Annotated in this window: 14 protein-coding genes; 6 read left to right on the top strand and 8 right to left on the bottom strand. The window is 71.4% G+C overall.

Annotated elements, in window-relative coordinates; all coding sequences use genetic code 11:
• Both QM582_RS12160 and QM582_RS12155 read left to right on the top strand, forming a co-directional pair.
• Window positions 1-1,549 (top strand): phospho-sugar mutase (locus tag QM582_RS12160; protein WP_415084745.1); only part of this gene is annotated, 1,549 nt, incomplete at its 5' end.
• Between the two features lie 3 nt (window positions 1,550-1,552).
• Window positions 1,553-2,134 carry a uridine kinase family protein gene (locus tag QM582_RS12155; RefSeq protein ID WP_415084743.1) on the top strand — a complete coding sequence of 194 codons (582 nt, stop codon included), beginning with the start codon at window positions 1,553-1,555 and terminating at the stop codon, window positions 2,132-2,134.
• Window positions 2,135-2,182: 48 nt separating this feature from the next.
• Here QM582_RS12155 and metG read toward each other — a convergent pair whose 3' ends face one another.
• Window positions 2,183-3,970: a methionine--tRNA ligase gene (gene metG / locus QM582_RS12150; RefSeq protein WP_415084741.1), complete on the bottom strand. Its 1,788-nt coding sequence runs from the start codon at window positions 3,968-3,970 to the stop codon at window positions 2,183-2,185.
• Window positions 3,971-4,121: 151 nt separating this feature from the next.
• On the opposite strand from metG, the gene QM582_RS12145 reads away from it, so the two are divergent.
• The 3 genes from QM582_RS12145 to QM582_RS12135 are packed head-to-tail and all read left to right on the top strand — an operon-like array spanning window position 4,122 to window position 6,486.
• Complete coding sequence (locus tag QM582_RS12145) at window positions 4,122-5,342, top strand: inorganic phosphate transporter (protein WP_415084740.1); 1,221 nt, start codon at window positions 4,122-4,124, stop codon at window positions 5,340-5,342.
• Window positions 5,342-5,623 (top strand): hypothetical protein, encoded by a 282-nt coding sequence (locus tag QM582_RS12140; protein WP_415084738.1) that lies wholly within the window; start codon window positions 5,342-5,344, stop codon window positions 5,621-5,623. Before QM582_RS12145 ends, QM582_RS12140 begins: the two co-directional genes overlap by 1 nt.
• 2 nt (window positions 5,624-5,625) lie before the next feature.
• Window positions 5,626-6,486, top strand: coding sequence for an N-acetylmuramoyl-L-alanine amidase (locus tag QM582_RS12135; protein WP_415084736.1), 861 nt, complete (start codon window positions 5,626-5,628; stop codon window positions 6,484-6,486).
• 255 nt (window positions 6,487-6,741) lie between these two features.
• Here QM582_RS12135 and QM582_RS12130 read toward each other — a convergent pair whose 3' ends face one another.
• A complete protein-coding gene (locus QM582_RS12130) occupies window positions 6,742-7,398 on the bottom strand; it encodes a YczE/YyaS/YitT family protein (RefSeq protein ID WP_415084735.1) in 657 nt (218 codons plus the stop codon).
• A 61-nt stretch (window positions 7,399-7,459) separates the two neighbouring features.
• Here QM582_RS12130 and QM582_RS12125 point away from each other — a divergent pair, with 61 nt between their 5' ends.
• The gene (locus tag QM582_RS12125; RefSeq protein WP_415084733.1) at window positions 7,460-8,887 is read left to right on the top strand and encodes a PLP-dependent aminotransferase family protein; all 1,428 of its coding nucleotides are present in this window, start codon (window positions 7,460-7,462) and stop codon (window positions 8,885-8,887) included.
• A 387-nt stretch (window positions 8,888-9,274) separates the two neighbouring features.
• Here QM582_RS12125 and QM582_RS12120 read toward each other — a convergent pair whose 3' ends face one another.
• From QM582_RS12120 to QM582_RS12095, 6 genes are all read right to left on the bottom strand, one after another.
• Window positions 9,275-9,682, bottom strand: a complete 408-nt coding sequence (locus QM582_RS12120; RefSeq protein WP_415084732.1) for a cytidine deaminase — start codon at window positions 9,680-9,682, stop codon at window positions 9,275-9,277.
• Window positions 9,683-9,771: 89 nt separating this feature from the next.
• The gene (locus tag QM582_RS12115; protein WP_415084730.1) at window positions 9,772-11,076 is read right to left on the bottom strand and encodes an ABC transporter permease; all 1,305 of its coding nucleotides are present in this window, start codon (window positions 11,074-11,076) and stop codon (window positions 9,772-9,774) included.
• Window positions 11,073-12,251 (bottom strand): ABC transporter permease, encoded by a 1,179-nt coding sequence (locus QM582_RS12110; protein ID WP_415084728.1) that lies wholly within the window; start codon window positions 12,249-12,251, stop codon window positions 11,073-11,075. The genes QM582_RS12115 and QM582_RS12110 overlap by 4 nt, the downstream gene beginning before the upstream one ends.
• Window positions 12,251-13,831, bottom strand: coding sequence for an ABC transporter ATP-binding protein (locus tag QM582_RS12105; RefSeq protein ID WP_415084727.1), 1,581 nt, complete (start codon window positions 13,829-13,831; stop codon window positions 12,251-12,253). The genes QM582_RS12110 and QM582_RS12105 overlap by 1 nt, the downstream gene beginning before the upstream one ends.
• 82 nt (window positions 13,832-13,913) lie before the next feature.
• Entirely contained in the window at window positions 13,914-15,020 is a 1,107-nt protein-coding gene (locus QM582_RS12100) for a BMP family lipoprotein (protein WP_415084725.1), read from the bottom strand.
• Between the two features lie 191 nt (window positions 15,021-15,211).
• Complete coding sequence (locus QM582_RS12095; RefSeq protein ID WP_415084723.1) at window positions 15,212-16,219, bottom strand: phosphotransferase enzyme family protein; 1,008 nt, start codon at window positions 16,217-16,219, stop codon at window positions 15,212-15,214.
• Window positions 16,220-16,424: the final 205 nt, after the last annotated feature.

Below are 16,424 nucleotides of genomic sequence, written 5' to 3'. Positions count from 1 at the left end.
GCTCGGCCCGCGCCGCCGGGTCGAGCTCGCCGACGCCTTCGCCGGCCCGCTCGACTTCGGGACGGCCGGCCTGCGCGGCGCCCTGGGCCCAGGCCCGGCCCGGATGAACCGGGTGGTGGTCGGACGTGCCGCCGCCGGACTGGCCCGCTACCTGATCGACCAGGGGCAGGCCGGCGGACGGGTCATCGTCGGCTTCGACGCCCGCTACAACTCCGACGCCTTCGCCGCCGACACCGCCGAGATCCTGGCCGGCGCCGGGTTCCGGGTGCTGCTCTGCGAGGAGCACCAGCCCACCCCGGTGGTGGCGTTCGGCATCCGCTACTACGGCTGCGTGGCCGGGGTGATCGTGACCGCGTCGCACAATCCGCCGCAGGACAACGGCTACAAGGTCTACCTGGGCGACGGGTCGCAGATCGTCCCGCCGGCGGACGCCGAGATCGCCGCCCGGATCGCCGAGGCCGCCCGCCGGCCGCTGGCCCAGGTTCCGCGCAGCGACGACTACGAGCTGCTCGGCGACGACCTGGTGGAGGCCTACGTCGACCGGGCCGTCGCCCTGGTCGCGGACGGCACCGAGCGCGACCTGGTCTGGGTGCACACCGCGCTGCACGGGGTCGGTTCGGACGTGGTGGCCCGGGCGGCGGCCTCCGCCGGCTTCCCGGAACCGTGGCAGGTGCTGGCCCAGGCCGAACCCGACCCGGCCTTCCCGACCGTCAGCTTCCCCAACCCCGAGGAGCCCGGCGCGATGGATCTGGCGCTGGCCAGGGCGCTCGAGGTGGGCGCCGACGTCGCGGTCGCCAACGATCCGGACGCCGACCGCTGCGCCGTCGCCTGCCCGGTGGACGGCGGCTGGCGGATGCTCAGCGGCGACGAGCTGGGCTGGCTGCTGGCCACCGCGAGCCTGGAGGCCGGCGTCCGCGGCAGTTACGCCTGCTCGGTGGTGTCCAGCACGCTGCTGGGCGACTTGGCCGCGGCGCACGGCCAGCCGTTCGTGCAGACCCTGACCGGGTTCAAGTGGATCGGACGGGTGCCCGGGCTGGCCTTCGGCTACGAGGAGGCGATCGGCTACTGCCTCGACCCGGAGGCGGTCGCCGACAAGGACGGCATCACCGCGCTGCTGCGGGTGCTCGCCCTGGTCGCCCGGTTGAAGGCCGAGGGACGCACCCTGGCCGGGCTGCTCGACCAGCTGGCCGCCGAGCACGGGGTCTGCCGCACCGAGCAGTTGAGCTACCGGGTGGCCGACCTGTCGCTGATCGCCGACGCGATGACCCGGCTGCGCGCCGCGCCGCCGCCGGTGCTGGCCGGCGAGCCGGTGGACTACGCCGACCTGGCCGAGGGCAGTGCCGCGCTGCCGGCCACCGATGCGCTGGTGTTCACCGGGCAGCGGGTGCGGGCGGTGGTCCGGCCGTCCGGGACCGAGCCGAAGCTGAAGTGCTACCTGCAGGTGCGGCTGCCGCCGGCGTCCGATCTGGCGGTGGCGCGGGCCGAGGCGGCGGTGCTGATGGCCCGGCTGCGCACCGAACTGGCCGGCGTCCTCGGCCTGGACGGCTGAGCGATGCCCGGGTCGCGACGGCTGGTGCTGCTCGCCGGGCCGTCCGGCAGCGGGAAGACCCGGCTGGCCCGCAGGTCGGGGCTGCCGACGGTGCGGCTGGACGATTTCTACCACGACGCCGACCATCCCGGGCTGCCGCGCACCCTGGGCATCGTCGACTGGGACGACGTGGCGTCCTGGAACGCCGCGGCCGCCATCGAGGCGCTGGACGAACTGCTCGCCACCGGACGGACCCGCACCCCGGAGTACTCGATCCCGGAGTCGCGGAAGGTCGGCGACAAGGAGCTGGTGCTGCCCGAGGACGCCACCGTGGTGCTGGCCGAGGGCATCTTCGCCGTCGAGGCGCTGCCGCTGATCCGCGCCGCCGGGCTGGACGCGTCCGGCATCTACCTGGACCGCCCGGGCATCCTGGTCGCCCGCTACCGGCTGCGCCGCGACCTGCGCCAGCACCGCAAGAGCGTCTGGGTGCTGCTGCGCCGCGGCCTCGCCCTGTGGCGAGCCCAGGGTGCCCTGAAGCGCCGCGCCCTCGCCAACGGCTTCGACGCGCTCAGCTACTCCGACGCCGAACGCCGGCTCACTGAGTGAGTCCGTGACCCGAGGCAGAGACTCGACCACCGAAACCGGCGGAGCGATTCAGCCGATCGGGGCCCACTCCGGGCCGGTCTCGGCCAGCTTGGGATCGAGCTTGGTGAAGATCGGGGTCGGCTTGGCCAGCGGCGTCCCGACCGCGATCGGACGCGACGCCCACACCGCCTGCTGGTTGACGTAGTCGCCGCGCAGCACTGGGTAGGACGCCTCGGCGCCCGGCTCGGTCACCTCGACCAGCTCGGGCTGGGCCGCCCAGACGCCTTCGCCGCCGAGCGCCTCGAACACCTCCTGCGCGGCGTGCGGCAGCAGCGGGGTGAGCAGGGTGTTGCAGTCCTGCACCACCTGCAGCGCCACGTGCAGCACGGTGTCGCGCCGGGCCGGGTCGTCCTTCAACTTCCAGGGCTGCTGGTCGGAGAGGTATTTGTTGGCCAGGCCGACGACCCGCATCGCCTCGGTGGTGGCCAGCTTGAATTTGCACCGGCCCCAGGCGTCGCCGACCACCGGGTAGGCGTCCCTGGCGGCCTGCAGCAGCGCCTCGTCGTCGGCGGTCAGCTCGCCGGCCGCCGGAATCGCGCCGACGTTCTTGTGCGCCATCGAGATCGACCGGTTGACCAGGTTGCCCCATTCGTTGGCCAGCTCGAAGTTGATCCGGCGGACGAACTCCTCCCAGGTGAAATCGGTGTCCTGATTCTCCGGACCGTTGACCGCGATGAAATAGCGCAGCGCGTCCGGACCGAAGTCGCGCAGGAAATCACGCACGTAGATGACGTGCCCGCGCGAGCTGGCCAGCTTGGAGCCGGACATGGTGAGGAATTCCGAGGAGACGATCTCGGTGGGCAGGTCGAGCCGGCCGAACGCCGACGGCTCACCGCCGCGGTCGCCCTGGCCGTTGGCTCCGAGCAGGATGCCGGGCCAGATCACCGAATGGAAGGTGATGTTGTCCTTGCCCATGAAGTAGTAGGAGCGGGCGTCGTCGTTCTGCCACCAGCGGCGCCACGCCTCGGGGTCGCCGGACCGCTTGGCCCACTCGATGGACGCCGACAGGTAGCCGATCACCGCGTCGAACCAGACGTAGATCCGCTTCATCGGGGCGTCCTCCCAGCCCTCCAGCGGGATCGGCACCCCCCAGTCGAGGTCGCGGGTGATCGCCCGGGGACGCAGCTCGGCGAGCAGGTTCTCGCTGAATTTGAGCACGTTGGGACGCCAGTCGGTGCGGGTCTCCAGCCACTTCCCCAGCGCCCCGGCCAGCGCCGGCAGGTCGAGGAAGAAGTGCTCGGTCTCGATGAACTGCGGCGTCTCGCCGTTGATCCGGGAGCGCGGGTTGATCAGGTCGATCGGGTCGAGCTGGCGTCCGCAGTTGTCGCACTGGTCGCCGCGGGCCCCGTCGAAGCCGCAGATCGGGCAGGTGCCCTCGATGTAGCGGTCGGGCAGGGTGCGCCCGGTGGACGGGCTGATCGCGCCCTGCTGCCGCTGCGCCACCACGTAGCCGTTGGCGTGCAGCGTCCGGAACAGCTCCTGGACGACGGCGCGGTGGTTGAGCGTGGTGGTGCGGGTGTACAGGTCGTAGCAACAGCCCAGGCCGGCCAGGTCTTCGGCGATCACCCGGTGGTACTTGTCGGCGGTCTGTTGCGGGGTGAGACCCTCCTTCTCGGCCTGCACCTGGATCGCGGTGCCGTGCTCGTCGGTTCCCGAAACCATCAGCACGTCGTTGCCGGCCATCCGCATGTAGCGCGAGAAGACGTCCGAGGGGACGCCGAAGCCGGAGACGTGGCCGATGTGCCGCGGACCGTTGGCATACGGCCAAGCCACCGCGGTCAGGATGGGAGAAGTCATGATCGGCATCCTAAAGGCTTCCCGAACCCGGGCCGGACGCCCGCCCTCCGATGGCTGCTCGGCTCTCGGTGAACATAGGGTTAACAAGGGGTTACGGCAGACCCTCAACCAATCGTTTCCGCGGTGACGAGAATGTCCCTACGATGAACACGTGTCCCCCGAGCTCATACTCTTGGCGCTCGTCGTCGTCACGGCCCTGGCCTTCGACTTCACGAACGGATTTCACGACACGGCCAATGCGATGGCTGCGTCGATCGCCACGAAGGCGCTGACCCCGAAGACCGCTGTGGTGCTGTGCGCCACCCTGAATCTGGTGGGTGCACTGCTCTCGGTCGAAGTGGCCCTGACCGTCACCAACGCGGTGATCAACCTGCAGAACGCGGACGGCTCACCCCGGCCCGAACTGCTCGCCGACGGGGGCACCAGGCTGCTGCTGATCCTGTTGGCCGGGCTGGCCGGCGCGATCATCTGGAACCTGGCCACCTGGCTGTGGGGGCTGCCGTCCAGCTCCTCGCACGCGCTGTTCGGCGGCCTGATCGGCTCCACCCTGGCCGGGCTCGGCTGGGGCGGCGTGAAGTGGATCGGCGAGGGCAGCAAGGTCGACGGCGTGGTGGGCAAGGTGATCCTGCCCGCCCTGATGTCACCGGCGATCGCGATGATCGTGGCGCTGGTCGGCACCAGCCTGGTGTTCAAGGTCGCCGCCCGGCTCAGCGAGCGGTACCGCACCCGCGGCTTCCGCTGGGGCCAGGTCGGCGCCGCGTCCCTGATGTCGCTGTCGCACGGCACCAACGACGCCCAGAAGACGATGGGCGTGATCACCCTGGCGCTGATCGCCTCGGGTCAGTGGGACACCACCCACGAGGTGCCGTTGTGGGTGAAGCTGGCCTGCGCCATCACCATCGCGCTGGGCACCTACCTGGGCGGCTGGCGGATCATCCGCACCATGGGCAAGGGCCTGGTCGAGATCGAGCCGCCGCAGGGGATGAGCGCCGACATGGCGTCCGCGTCGGTGATCCTGGCCTCCAGCCAGCTCGGCTTCGCGCTCTCCACCACGCATGTGGCGACCGGTTCGATCCTGGGCTCCGGGGTCGGGCGTCCGGGCGCCCAGGTGCGCTGGGGCGTCGCCGGCCGGATGGCGTCGGCCTGGCTGACCACGTTGCCCTCGGCGGCCGCGGTGGGTGCGCTGATGTTCGTGATCGGGAACTCGCTCGGCGCCGGCCTGGGGGCCAGCGTCGTCGTGCTGCTGCTCTGCGGAGCCGGGCTGTACATGTACCTGCACTCCCGCAAGGAGCCGATCGGGCATCACAACGTCAACGACGACTGGGCGCCGGCTCCCAAGAAGAACGACAACCGGGAAGGGGTGGGGGTCTGATGTGGCTCACCGCTCTGGACGACGGCTGGCGCATCCTGGTCGCCGGCCTGCTGCTCGGTGCCGGGCTGCCGATCCTGTTCGCGCTCGGGGTGAAGTCGCTGGCCTGGGCCAACGGTGACCTGCCGGGCACGTCCCGCAACCCGATCGGACGGGTGCTGGCGATCGCCCTGTTCTCGGTGGTGCTGCTGGCGATCGCCCTGGGGATCAGCTACATCGTGGCGCACGGCTTCGGCTACACCATCGGCTTCGACGGCATGCTGCCGACGATCAGCAAGCGCTGACCATGGCGGCGGTCCCGCAGCGTCCTGGTCCGGCCGGCCGGTCACGCGCCGTCCGGAACGCCCTCTCGAGCGCGGCGCTCGTTCTGGTCGCCGGCCTGATCGGTGGCTGCGCGACGTCCTCCCCCGAACTCGCCGCACCCCGGCCGCAGCCGTCGGTCACCGCCACCGTCCAGGCCACGACGGCTCCGGCGAAGGACGAGAAGCCGCTCGCCGGACGGACGATCGTGGTCGATCCGGGCCACAACGGCAAGTACCAGAAGTCGTTCAACACCAAGAAGGTCCCGGCCGGCAACGGCAAGAAGAAGGCCTGCAACTCCTCGGGCACGACCGGCAAGAAGCTGACCGAGCACGCCTACAACTGGGCACAGGCCGGATTGCTGAAGGCCGAACTGGAACGCCGCGGCGCCACGGTGCTGCTGACCCGGAAGAACGACGCCGGTCTCGGGCCCTGCGTGGACAAGCGGGCCAAGGTCGCCAACGACGCCAAGGCCGGCCTGCTGATCTCGATCCACGCCGACGGCAGCTACGCCGCCAAGGCCCGCGGCTTCCACATCATCGTCTCCACCACGATGGCCGGCGGCTCGGGGCTGGAGAAGACGTCCCAGAAGCTGGCGAAGCTGGCCCGCACCGAACTGGCCGCGCACACCGCGATGCCCCGTTCCACCTACATCGGACGCGGGACGGCGCTGAGTTCGCGCTCCGACATCGCCACCCTGAACCTGCTCACCGCGACGCCGGGCATCATGATGGAGATGGGCAATATGCGGCACAGCAAGGACCTGACGCTGCTGAAGTCGAAGGCCTTCCGCCTCCAGGTCGCCCAAGCGCTGGCCGATGCCGCGCAGAGTCTGCTCAACGGCTGAGCAACTGCCCAGCGCCTGCGGACCTCTGACTCTGCGCCTTGCCCGCTGCCTCGCCCACGCCCCTGCCTCTGACTCCGCTTCGCGACCCTGCCCGACCCCGGCAACCCCCGCCCGACCCGGCAACCCCCGCCCGACCCGGCAACCCCCGCCCGACCCGGCGACGCCCTGCCCGACCCACAAACCCCTCCCTAACTATCTACGCCCTCCCGCATGTGGGAGGGCGTAGATAGTTAGGGAGGGGTCTAGCCTCGGCGCTCAGCCGGCGGCGGGTTCCGGTTGGCGCACCAGCGCCCAGGGCAGGAAGAACTGGTTGAGCGGACCGACGGTGAGCGCGAAGACCAGGGTGCCGAGGCCGGCGGTACCACCGAGCAGCAGCCCGACGGCGAGCACCGTGACCTCGATCAGGGTCCGGACCAGGCGCAGGCTCCGTCCGGTACGCCGGGACAGCCCGGTCATCAGCCCGTCGCGAGGCCCGCGACCGAGCTGGGCACCGATGTAGATCGCCCCGGCGGCACCATTCAGGACCACCCCGGCCAGCATCAGCGCGACCTGCGCCGCCCAGCCGTCCGGCACCGGCAACCAGGCCAGGGACGCGTCCACGGACAACCCGATCACCACGGCGTTGGCCAGCGTGCCCACCCCGGGCCGCTCCCCCACCGGCAGCCAGAGCAGCAGGATCACGAAGCTCAGCGCGATGGTGAGCTGCCCGAAGCTGAACGGCAGCCAACGGCTCAGGCCGACGGTCAGCACGTCCCACGGCGCGACGCCCAGGTTGCCGCGGATCATCAGCGCGATCGAGAAGCCGAACAGCACCAGGCCGGCGAACAGCTGCACCAGCCGGCGCCGCAGCCGCCCGGTGCGCAGTTGGCTGAGCGGGCCCAGGTTGGAGATCTCGATCGGACGGGTGACCATGACCGCCATCCTCGCGTCCAATGGCCTTGTCTGAAAGAGCCAATCGTGACACGGTGGCCTGGTGAGTGGATCCATTCCGGTCGGACGCGTGGCCAGTCTCGTCGGCGAGGTGCCGTCCCCGGCCTTCAACGGGCTGGCGTCCCGGCTCGCCTCACTGATCGCGGACGGGCTGCTGCCGCTGGGCCTGCGGCTGCCCAGCGAGCGCGACCTGGCGTCCGCGCTGGGTCTCTCCCGAACGACGGTGACCCGCGCGTACGGCGTCCTGCGTGAGGCCGGCTACGCCGGCGCCCGACAGGGTTCCGGCACCTGGACGCAGGTGCCCGGCGGACCGGCGCGGGGCCGGGACCGGGCGCTGCTGCCCCAGCCGGACCGGCCGTCGCTGATGGACCTGACCTGCGCGGCCCCGTCCGGCACCCCCGGCCTGGCCAGCGCCTACGCCGCAGCCCAGGCCGCCCTGCCGGCCTATCTCACCGGTCACGGCTATTTCCCGCTCGGGCTGCCGGAGCTGCGCGAGGCGATCGCCGCCCGGTACCGGCGCCGCGGACTGCCCACCACGCCGGAGCAGATCCTGGTCACCTCGGGCGCCATCGCCGCGATCGCCGCGGCCGCCCAGGCGTTGCTCGACCCCGGTGATCGCGCTCTGGTCGAGTCCCCGGTCTACCCCAACGCCGTCGCCTCGCTGCGCCGCGCCGGGGCCCGGGTGGTGACCGTCCCGGTCGATCCGGACGGCTGGGACCTGGACGCCGCACAGGCGTCGCTGCGCCAGGCCGCACCCCGGGTGGCCTACCTGATTCCGGACTACCAGAACCCCACCGGACTGCTGATGGAGGACGCCGAACGGGACCGGCTGGCTGCCGCGCTGGCCCGCACCCGGACCACCGCGATCGTCGACGAGAGCCACGCCGACCTGCATCTCGACAGCGGCCCGCGGCCGGCCCCGATGGCGGCGCACTGCCCGACCGCGATCACCGTCGGCGGGTCGTCCAAGGCGTTCTGGGGCGGGCTGCGGGTGGGTTGGCTGCGGGTTCCGGCGAACCAGGCCGGCCGGCTCACCCAGGCTCGGCTGGGCCTCGACCTGGGGGCGCCGATCCTGGAGCAGCTGGTGCTGACCGGGCTGCTCACCGGCCCGGACGCCTCCGCCGGGCAGCAGCGGCAACGGCTCCGGCTGCAGCGCGACCTGCTGGCCGGCGCACTGTCCGACCGGTTGCCGTCCTGGCGGTTCCGGACGCCGTCCGGCGGGCTGTCGCTGTGGTGCGAGCTGCCCCGCCCGGCCGCGGCGGCGCTGGCCCTGGAGTGCGAGCGTCGCGGCCTGCTGATCACCCCCGGCTCGGTGTTCGCGCCGGACGGCGGGCTGGCCAGTTTCGTCCGGCTGCCCTACACCCGGCCCACCGACGACTTGCTGGCCGCCGTGGACATCCTGGACACCGCCTGGCGGGCGTTGGACGACCGCGACACCGCGTCCGAGCCGGTGCGGATCCTGATCGCCTGAGGACGCCGCCCGGATGACGCACCTGGCGGCGGGGGCTGCTCCGATCCGCTCGAGGTTCGAACCGGTTCCTGGTGCTTATGGCCGCCCTTGCCAGCCTGATTTGCGCCTCGAACCGGTTTCTGGTGGTTATGAGAACCCTCGCAGCGGCCCATAACCACAAGAAAGTGGTTCGAGGCGGAATCGTGCCGCGAGCACGACGTGATAACCACCAGAAAGTGGTTCGAGGGTGCCGATGAGCGAGAACTCCGGCCAGCAGGGGCAGGCCGACGCCGCAGTCCTGAGCCGCCGGCGGTCCCAGTACCGTGATCCCAGTGCGGTCAGGAGTCCCAGCGCGGTCAGGAGCCCCCGGTGCGCCGTGGAGTCCCAGCACCCTGAAGTCCAGTGCGGTCAGGAGTCCCCGGTGACCCGGCGCAGGTCGTCCGGGCCGAAGGCCTGCGGCAGCACCTGGGTCATCGGCAGCACGCCCTCGGGGGTGTCCAGCAGCAGTTCCCGTCCGCCGAACTCGTAGAGCAGCTGCCGGCACCTGCCGCACGGCATCAGCGGCTCGCCCAGCACATTCACGCAGGCGAAGGCGACCAGGCGTCCGCCGCCGGTGGCGACCAGCTCCGAGACCAGCCCGCATTCGGCGCACAAGGTCACCCCGTAGCCGGCGTTCTCGACGTTGCAGCCGGCCACCACGCGTCCGTCGTCGACCAGCGCCGCGGCCCCCACCGGGAACCCCGAGTAGGGCGCATAGGCACGTTCGCACACCTCTCGGGCGCGGGTTCGCAACGCGTCCCAGTCGATCTCAGCCATCATCACCTCGCATCATCCGATCGGTCTCGTCGCGCTTGACCAACGAACGGAACAGTGGACCGAAAGGAACCGTCCCCGGCGTCCCATCGTCACTTCGCATAGGGGACGCCGTCGGCGGCCGGGGCCCGGGTGCGTCCGATCAGGCCGGCGACGGCGATGATGGTGGCGACGTAGGGCAGCATCAGCAGGAACTGGCTGGGCACCGGGGTGTTCAGGGTCTGCAGCTGGGACGCCATCTGCACCACGAAGCCGAAGAACAGCGCCATGGTGGCGGCCAGCACCGGGTGCCAGCGGCCCATGATCACCGCGGCCAGCGCGATGAAGCCGTTGCCGGCGGTCAGGTCCTTGCTGAACGAGCCGATCGAGCCGACGGTGAAGAAGGCGCCGCCCAGCCCGGAGAACACACCGGCGGCCAGCACCGCCTGCCAGCGGACGCGTTTCACCGAGATGCCGACCGTGTCGGCCGCCTTGGGGTGCTCGCCGACCGCCCGGACCCGCAACCCCCAGCGGGTGCGGTAGAGGCCGAACCACACCACGACCACCGCGATCACCGCCAGGTAGACCAGGATGGTCTGCTGGAACAGCACCGGCCCGAGCAGCGGGATGTCGCTGAGCAGCGGGATCGCGATGGCGTCCATGGTCGGCGCACTGTTCAGGGCCCGCGAGTTGGGCTGCACCAGCTGGTCGAACAGGAACCCGGTGATGCCCGAGGCCAGCAGGTTGATCACCACGCCCAGCACCACCTGGTCGACCAGGTACCTGATCGCGAACAGGGCCAGCACGGCGGCCATCAGGACGCCGGCCAGCACCGCCGCGAACAGCGCCGCCGGGATCGACTGGGTGATCGACCCGACCAGCGCCGCGGCGAAGGCGGCGGTCAGGAACTGGCCCTCGATGGAGACGTTGACCACCCCGGCCCGCTCGCCGACCACGCCGCACAGCGCGCCCAGGATCAGCGGGGTCGCGGTGAACACGGTGCCGGCCAGCTGGTTGGCCACCGGGAACGGCAGGTCGCGGCCGGCGGCCGCCCAGGTCAGGAAGCCGATCACCACGGCCAGGCCGGCGATCACCCCGGCGATGACGCGTTCCCGGCCGCGCATCCGTCCGGACAGGAAGGCGGCGGCGGCCAGCAGGCAGGCCACCGCGGCGACCGCCACCGTGGGTGCGCCGGGCACGCTGATGGTGGGCAGCTGGACGTCGGCGAAGGCGTCCGAGAGCGCGAAGTCGGCGCTGCCCGTGGTGCTGAAGAACAGCGCGCCGAGCAGCAGCCCGACCACCCCGATCAGTGCGCCGGTGGAGATCCGGGCCCGCCGGGCGTCCCGTGACTCGATCACCTCGAAGTCGAGTTGGCCCGGCGCGTCGGTCAGGCTGGGCAGGTGCGGTTCGGCACTCATGCGTCCACTCCCGTCAGCGAGACCCGGGCCTTGCGGGCTTTCAGGAACGGCACCACCGTGGCGACCAGCTGCGGCGCGGCCACGAACAGCACCACCAGGGCCTGCAGCACCAGGGTCAGGGTGAGCGGCGTCTGAGCCACGCTCTGCATCGCCAGGCCGCCGGCGCTCAACCCGCCGAACAGCAGGCCGGCCAGCACGATGCCGAGCGGCCGGGAGCGGCCCAGCAGCGCCACGGTGATCGCGTCGAAGCCGACGGTGCCGACCAGACCCTCGGTGAGCGGCACCGGCACCCCGTTCACCGACGGTCCCAGCGCCGACTGGACGCCGGCCAGGCCGGCCAGCGCGCCGGCCACGATCATCGTGACGATCGTGGTGGAGCTCACGTTCATGCCGGCGGTTCCGGCGGCGGACGGGTTGGCGCCGACCGCGCGGATCGCGAAGCCGGTGGTGGACCGCTCCAGCAGCCAGGCGACACCGAAGGCCGCGGCGAGTGCCACGAAGAAGCCCAGGTGCAGCTGCTCCCACAGCTGCGGGAAGGCGGCCGAGTCCGGCACCTCGGGCGCGATCGGGTCCTCGCGTCCGGGACGCCGGAACACCGTCGTGGTCAACGCCCAGGCCAGCAGGCCGGAGGCGATGTAGTTCATCATGATCGTCACGATCACCTCGTGCGCCCCGGTGCGGGCCTTCAGCCAGCCGACCAGACCGCCCCAGACGCCGCCGGCGATCAGCCCGGCGAGCACCGCGACCACCAGGTGCACGACCGGCGGCAGCGACCAGGCGAACCCGACGTAGGCGGACGCCATCGAAGCCACGATGGCCTGCCCCTGGGCGCCGATGTTGAACAGCCCGGCCCGGAACGCCAGCCCGACGGCCAGCCCGGCGCAGATCAGCGGCGCCGCGGCGGCGGTGGTGGCGGCCAGCGCCTCCGGCGAGCCGATCGCCCCGTTCAGCAGCGCCGCGTAGGCGGTGGACACCTTCGCCCAGGACGCCCCCAGGGCCAGCTGGGGCGCGGTGAACAGATAGGCGTAATTGCCGGCGACGGACGGGTCGGCGGCGATCATCAGGATCGCGCCGACCACCAGCGCCAGCAGGAACGCGGCCAGGGTGATGGTCCAGTCCCGCCACCGGCTGCCGGCCCAGTCCCGCACCCGGGACGCCGTCGACCGCTCGGCCATCACTGCCCCTCCCCCCGCGTGGTGACCGCGACCGCCTCGGCGTAGGGGACGCCGGCCATCATCATGCCCAGCACGTCGCGCGCGGTGTCCGGCGGCACGATGCCGACCACCGTGCCGCGGTACATCACCAGAACCCGGTCGGCCAACGCCTCCACCTCCTCCAGCTCGGTCGAGACCAGCAGCACCGCGGTGCCCTTGTCCCGCTCGGCGACGATCCGCTTGTGCACGAACTCGATGGCCCCCACGTCCACGCCGCGGGTCGGCTGCGAGGCCACCAGCACCGACAGCTCCCGGCTCAGTTCGCGGGCCAGCACCACCTTCTGGGCGTTGCCGCCGGACAGCGACGAGCCCGGGTTCTGCACGTCCGGGGTGCGGATGTCGAACTCGTCGCGCAACGCCGCCGCGTGCTCGTCGATGGCCTTCAGGTCCAGCGACAGCCCGCGGGCGAAGGGTGCGCTGTGGAAACGGTTCAGCACCAGGTTCTCGGCGATCGTGAAGCTGCCGATGAAGCCGTCGTGCTGGCGGTCCTCGGGCACGAAACCCATCCCGGCCGCGATGGTCTGCTTCGGGCCGGCGCGGGTGATGTCCACCCCGTCCAGCCGGACCTGCCCGGACAGCACCGGGATGTTGCCGAGCAGGGCGTCGGCCAGTTCGGACTGGCCATTGCCCTGGACGCCGGCGATGCACAGGATCTCGCCGCCGGCCACCTCGAAGTCGATGCCGTCGACCACCACCGCGCCGGCCGCGTTGGCGACGGTGAGCCCGCTCACCTCGAGCCGGACGGGGCCGGGCGCGGCATGCTCCTTGTCGACGCTGAGGTCGACGGCCCGGCCCACCATCAACTGGGCCAGTTCCGCCTCGGACGTCCCCGGCTCGGCCTGGCCGACCACCCGACCGCGGCGCAACACGGTGATCCGGTCGGCGATCGCCCGCACCTCGCGCAGCTTGTGGGTGATGAACACGATGCCGCGGCCCTCGTCGCGCAGGTGCTGCATGACCACCATCAGCTCATCGATCTCCTGCGGGGTGAGCACCGCGGTGGGCTCGTCGAAGATCAGGTACTTGGCGTCGTTGGCCAGCGCCTTGAGGATCTCGACGCGCTGCTGGACGCCGACCGGCAGGTCCTCGATCACGGCGTCCGGATCGACCGGCAGCCCGTAGCGGGCGGACAGTTCCCGGACGGTGGCCCGAGCGGCCTTCATGTCGACCACGACGCCCGGTTCGCGTCCCAGGATCAGGTTCTCGGCGACGCTGAACACCTCGACCAGCATGAAGTGCTGGTGCACCATGCCGATGCCGGCCGCCATCGCCTGTTTCGGGTCGGCGAAGTGCCGGACCTGGCCGTCGATGACGATCTCGCCGCCGTCGGGCTGGTAGAGGCCGTAGAGCACGTTCATCAGGGTCGATTTGCCGGCCCCGTTCTCACCCAGCAGGCAGTGGATCTCGCCGGGCCGGATGTCGAGGTCGACCGCGTCGTTGGCGACGAACGTGCCGAACCGCTTGGTGATGCCGCGGAGTTGCAGGCCGGACGTCTTGGTCGATCCGGCAGCCGGGGTCCGGCCTGTCGCAGGACTGGTCATTCCACACCGCTCCTCGTGATGATCGGCGTACGGCAGGAAGGGGGCGCGGCAGGCGCCCCCTTCCTGTTCGTCCGGTACAGCCTCAGGCGGTCGTCTTGATGGTGCCGGCGATGATCTCGGCCTTGATCTTGTCCAGCTCGGCCTTGGTCTCGGCGGACACCTTCGAGTCGAAGTCGTGGAACGGGGCCAGGTAGGCACCGCCGTTGGCCAGCGTGCCGATGTAGACCTCGTTGCTGAAGGCCTTGTCCTTGGCGGCCTTGATGGCCTCGAAGACGGCCACGTCCATCGCCTTGCCGACCGAGGTCGGGATCACCGAGCAGTACTTCTCCTGGCTGACGCAGCCGTCGGTGTCCACCCACAGCGAGGCGACCTTGCCGTTGCTGGCCTTGGCCACCTGCAGGGCGCCCTCACCGGACGGGCCGGCGACCGGGAGCAGCACGTCCGCGCCCTGCGCCATCAGATTGGACGCCACCTTCTTGCCGCCGGGCAGGTCGCCGAACGGATCCTGGCCGCCGATGAAGGTGCCGTCCTTCTTGTCGATGTCCCAGCCGAGCACCGCGACGTTGGCGCCCTTGGCCTTGTTGTAGTAGGCGACGCCGCGGGCGTAGCCGTCCATGAACGAGGTCACCGACGGGTAGGGCGCGCCGCCGAAGGTGCCGACCTTGCCGGTCGTGGACAGCGAGGCGGCGGCGTAGCCGGCCATGAACGCCGGTTCGGCACTGTTGAACAGCAAGCCCTTGAGGTTGCTCGGTGCGGTGTTCTTGCCCTTGTCGTTGGTGTAGGCGAAGTCGACGATGGCGAAACTGGTGTCGGGGTTCTTCTTGGCGGCGGCCAGGGTGGCGTCGCCCAGCGCATACCCGGCGCTCACCACGATGTCGCACTTCTGTTTGACCATCTCTTCCACGTTCTTGGCGTAGTCGGCGGCGACCTTCGACTGCACCTCGGCGTGCTGCACGCCCAGTTCTTGGACGGCCTTCATCAGGCCGCTGTAGCCGGTCTCGTTGAACGATTTGTCGTCGAAGCCGCCGGCGTCGGAGACCATGCAGGCCTTGAAATCGGATTGCGCCACCGTGGTCGAGGCGCCGGTCGACGGCGCGGCCGAGGTGGACGCGGCGGGCGGAGTGGCGCAACCGCCGACGGCGAGCGCGAGCGCACCGAACACGACCGGTGCGATCAGGGACTTCTTCACGGAACCTGCCTCCTGAGCAAGAGCGTGGGGTGGGGAGCCCTGGTCGGCCCCGGACAGCGGGGGCCCTGGTCGCCCCCACCGCTGGTCAGATTAGCTATCGCCGCTCGGCGCGTCTGCCCCCGATGGGGTGATCGGCGCAGGCCGATATCAACTCGTTACCGGGCGTCCGGACGGACCTCGGCGGACGCCGCTCAGGACGTCGCGCCGGGCACCTCGCGGCGGAACCGGCCGGTCTCCAGCCAGGCCCGCAGCCGGGCGACGCTGGTCCGGACGTAGCCGGGCACCAGCGAGCGCAGGTCGGCGTTCGGTTGTTCGATCAGGTCGTTGACCAGCAGCAGATTGCGACCGGCCACCATCGCCTCGAACACCTCGGGACGCACCGGCGGCAGCGGCCGGACGGCGGCGTAGCCCTGCGTCAGCGCCTGCTCCGCGGCGGCGTCGTCGCGCAGGTAGTACACGGCGATGGCCAGGTCCAACGCCGGGACGCCGAGGCCGGCATCGTCGAAGTCGAAGACGCTGAGCCGGCCGGCATGCCACTTCAGGTTGCCGCCGTGCAGGTCGGCGTGCAGCGGAATGACCGGGGTGTCGGCGAAGGCCTCGTCCTGAAGCCGCTGGGCGCGCCGGTAGGCGGCGCTGAGCACCTCGCGCGCTTCGGCGTCCAGCGCCGGATGGTCGCCGAGCCGGTTGGGCAGGTCGGTCAGGACGTCGTCGAACAGCGGCAGCTCGGCGCCTGCCGGGAGCCGCCACGCCTCGGCGTGCCGGTGCAGCACCGCCATCGCTTCGCCGACGGCCCGCAGCTGCCGTTGGGTCGGCCGCTCACCCAGGTTGCGGCCGTCCAGCCAGGAGAACAGCACCACGGGCAGCTCCCGGTCATGGTCGGCGCTCGGGATCCGCGCCGACCACCGTCCGTCCAGGGTGCGCTGCGGGGTCGGCACCCGCAGCCCGGTGTCCGCGGCGAGCGCGGCCAGCCAGGCCACCTCGGCGGCCAGCTGGGCGTCGGTCTTGTGCGGCTGGGTGTTCACCCGCAGCGCGAACCGCCCGCCGTCGGCGGTGTCGACCCGGAAGGTGCTGTTGTAGCCGTGGTGCAGCAGCCGCAGCCGGGCGTCCCCGATGCCCCAGACCGGCAGCGCCCGCGCGGCCAGCGCCCGCAGCCGCTGCACCTGGGTGCGGGCGGTCACCTCCGCGAACGATTTGCGCATGGCCGACACCGTAGCCCCGGCACCCGGCTCGGTGGGACGCTGGGGACGGTTCCTTTCGTCCCACCGCCACCCACTCCCGCGGTGGGACGCTGGGGACGGTTCCTTTCGTCCCACCCTGGACGCCGGACGCGCGAGCCGGACCGGCTCGCGCACCACTTCTCTACGGACGGGTCGGGTTCCAGCCGTCGAGGGTCTCCCGGGTGAT

It is taken from the genome of Micropruina sp. (assembly GCF_047607385.1).
GTDB lineage: Bacteria > Actinomycetota > Actinomycetes > Propionibacteriales > Propionibacteriaceae > Micropruina.
This window is presented reverse-complemented; position numbering and strand designations above follow the sequence as displayed.

Coding starts and splice junctions, on each gene's coding strand:
- QM582_RS12155 (WP_415084743.1), top strand. CDS start 1,553: ATGCCCGGGTCGCGACGGCTGGTGCTGCTCGCCGGGCCGTCCGGCAGC.
- metG (WP_415084741.1), bottom strand. CDS start 3,970: ATGACTTCTCCCATCCTGACCGCGGTGGCTTGGCCGTATGCCAACGGT.
- QM582_RS12140 (WP_415084738.1), top strand. CDS start 5,342: ATGTGGCTCACCGCTCTGGACGACGGCTGGCGCATCCTGGTCGCCGGC.
- QM582_RS12135 (WP_415084736.1), top strand. CDS start 5,626: ATGGCGGCGGTCCCGCAGCGTCCTGGTCCGGCCGGCCGGTCACGCGCC.
- QM582_RS12130 (WP_415084735.1), bottom strand. CDS start 7,398: ATGGTCACCCGTCCGATCGAGATCTCCAACCTGGGCCCGCTCAGCCAA.
- QM582_RS12120 (WP_415084732.1), bottom strand. CDS start 9,682: ATGGCTGAGATCGACTGGGACGCGTTGCGAACCCGCGCCCGAGAGGTG.
- QM582_RS12115 (WP_415084730.1), bottom strand. CDS start 11,076: ATGAGTGCCGAACCGCACCTGCCCAGCCTGACCGACGCGCCGGGCCAA.
- QM582_RS12110 (WP_415084728.1), bottom strand. CDS start 12,251: ATGGCCGAGCGGTCGACGGCGTCCCGGGTGCGGGACTGGGCCGGCAGC.
- QM582_RS12105 (WP_415084727.1), bottom strand. CDS start 13,831: ATGACCAGTCCTGCGACAGGCCGGACCCCGGCTGCCGGATCGACCAAG.
- QM582_RS12095 (WP_415084723.1), bottom strand. CDS start 16,219: ATGCGCAAATCGTTCGCGGAGGTGACCGCCCGCACCCAGGTGCAGCGG.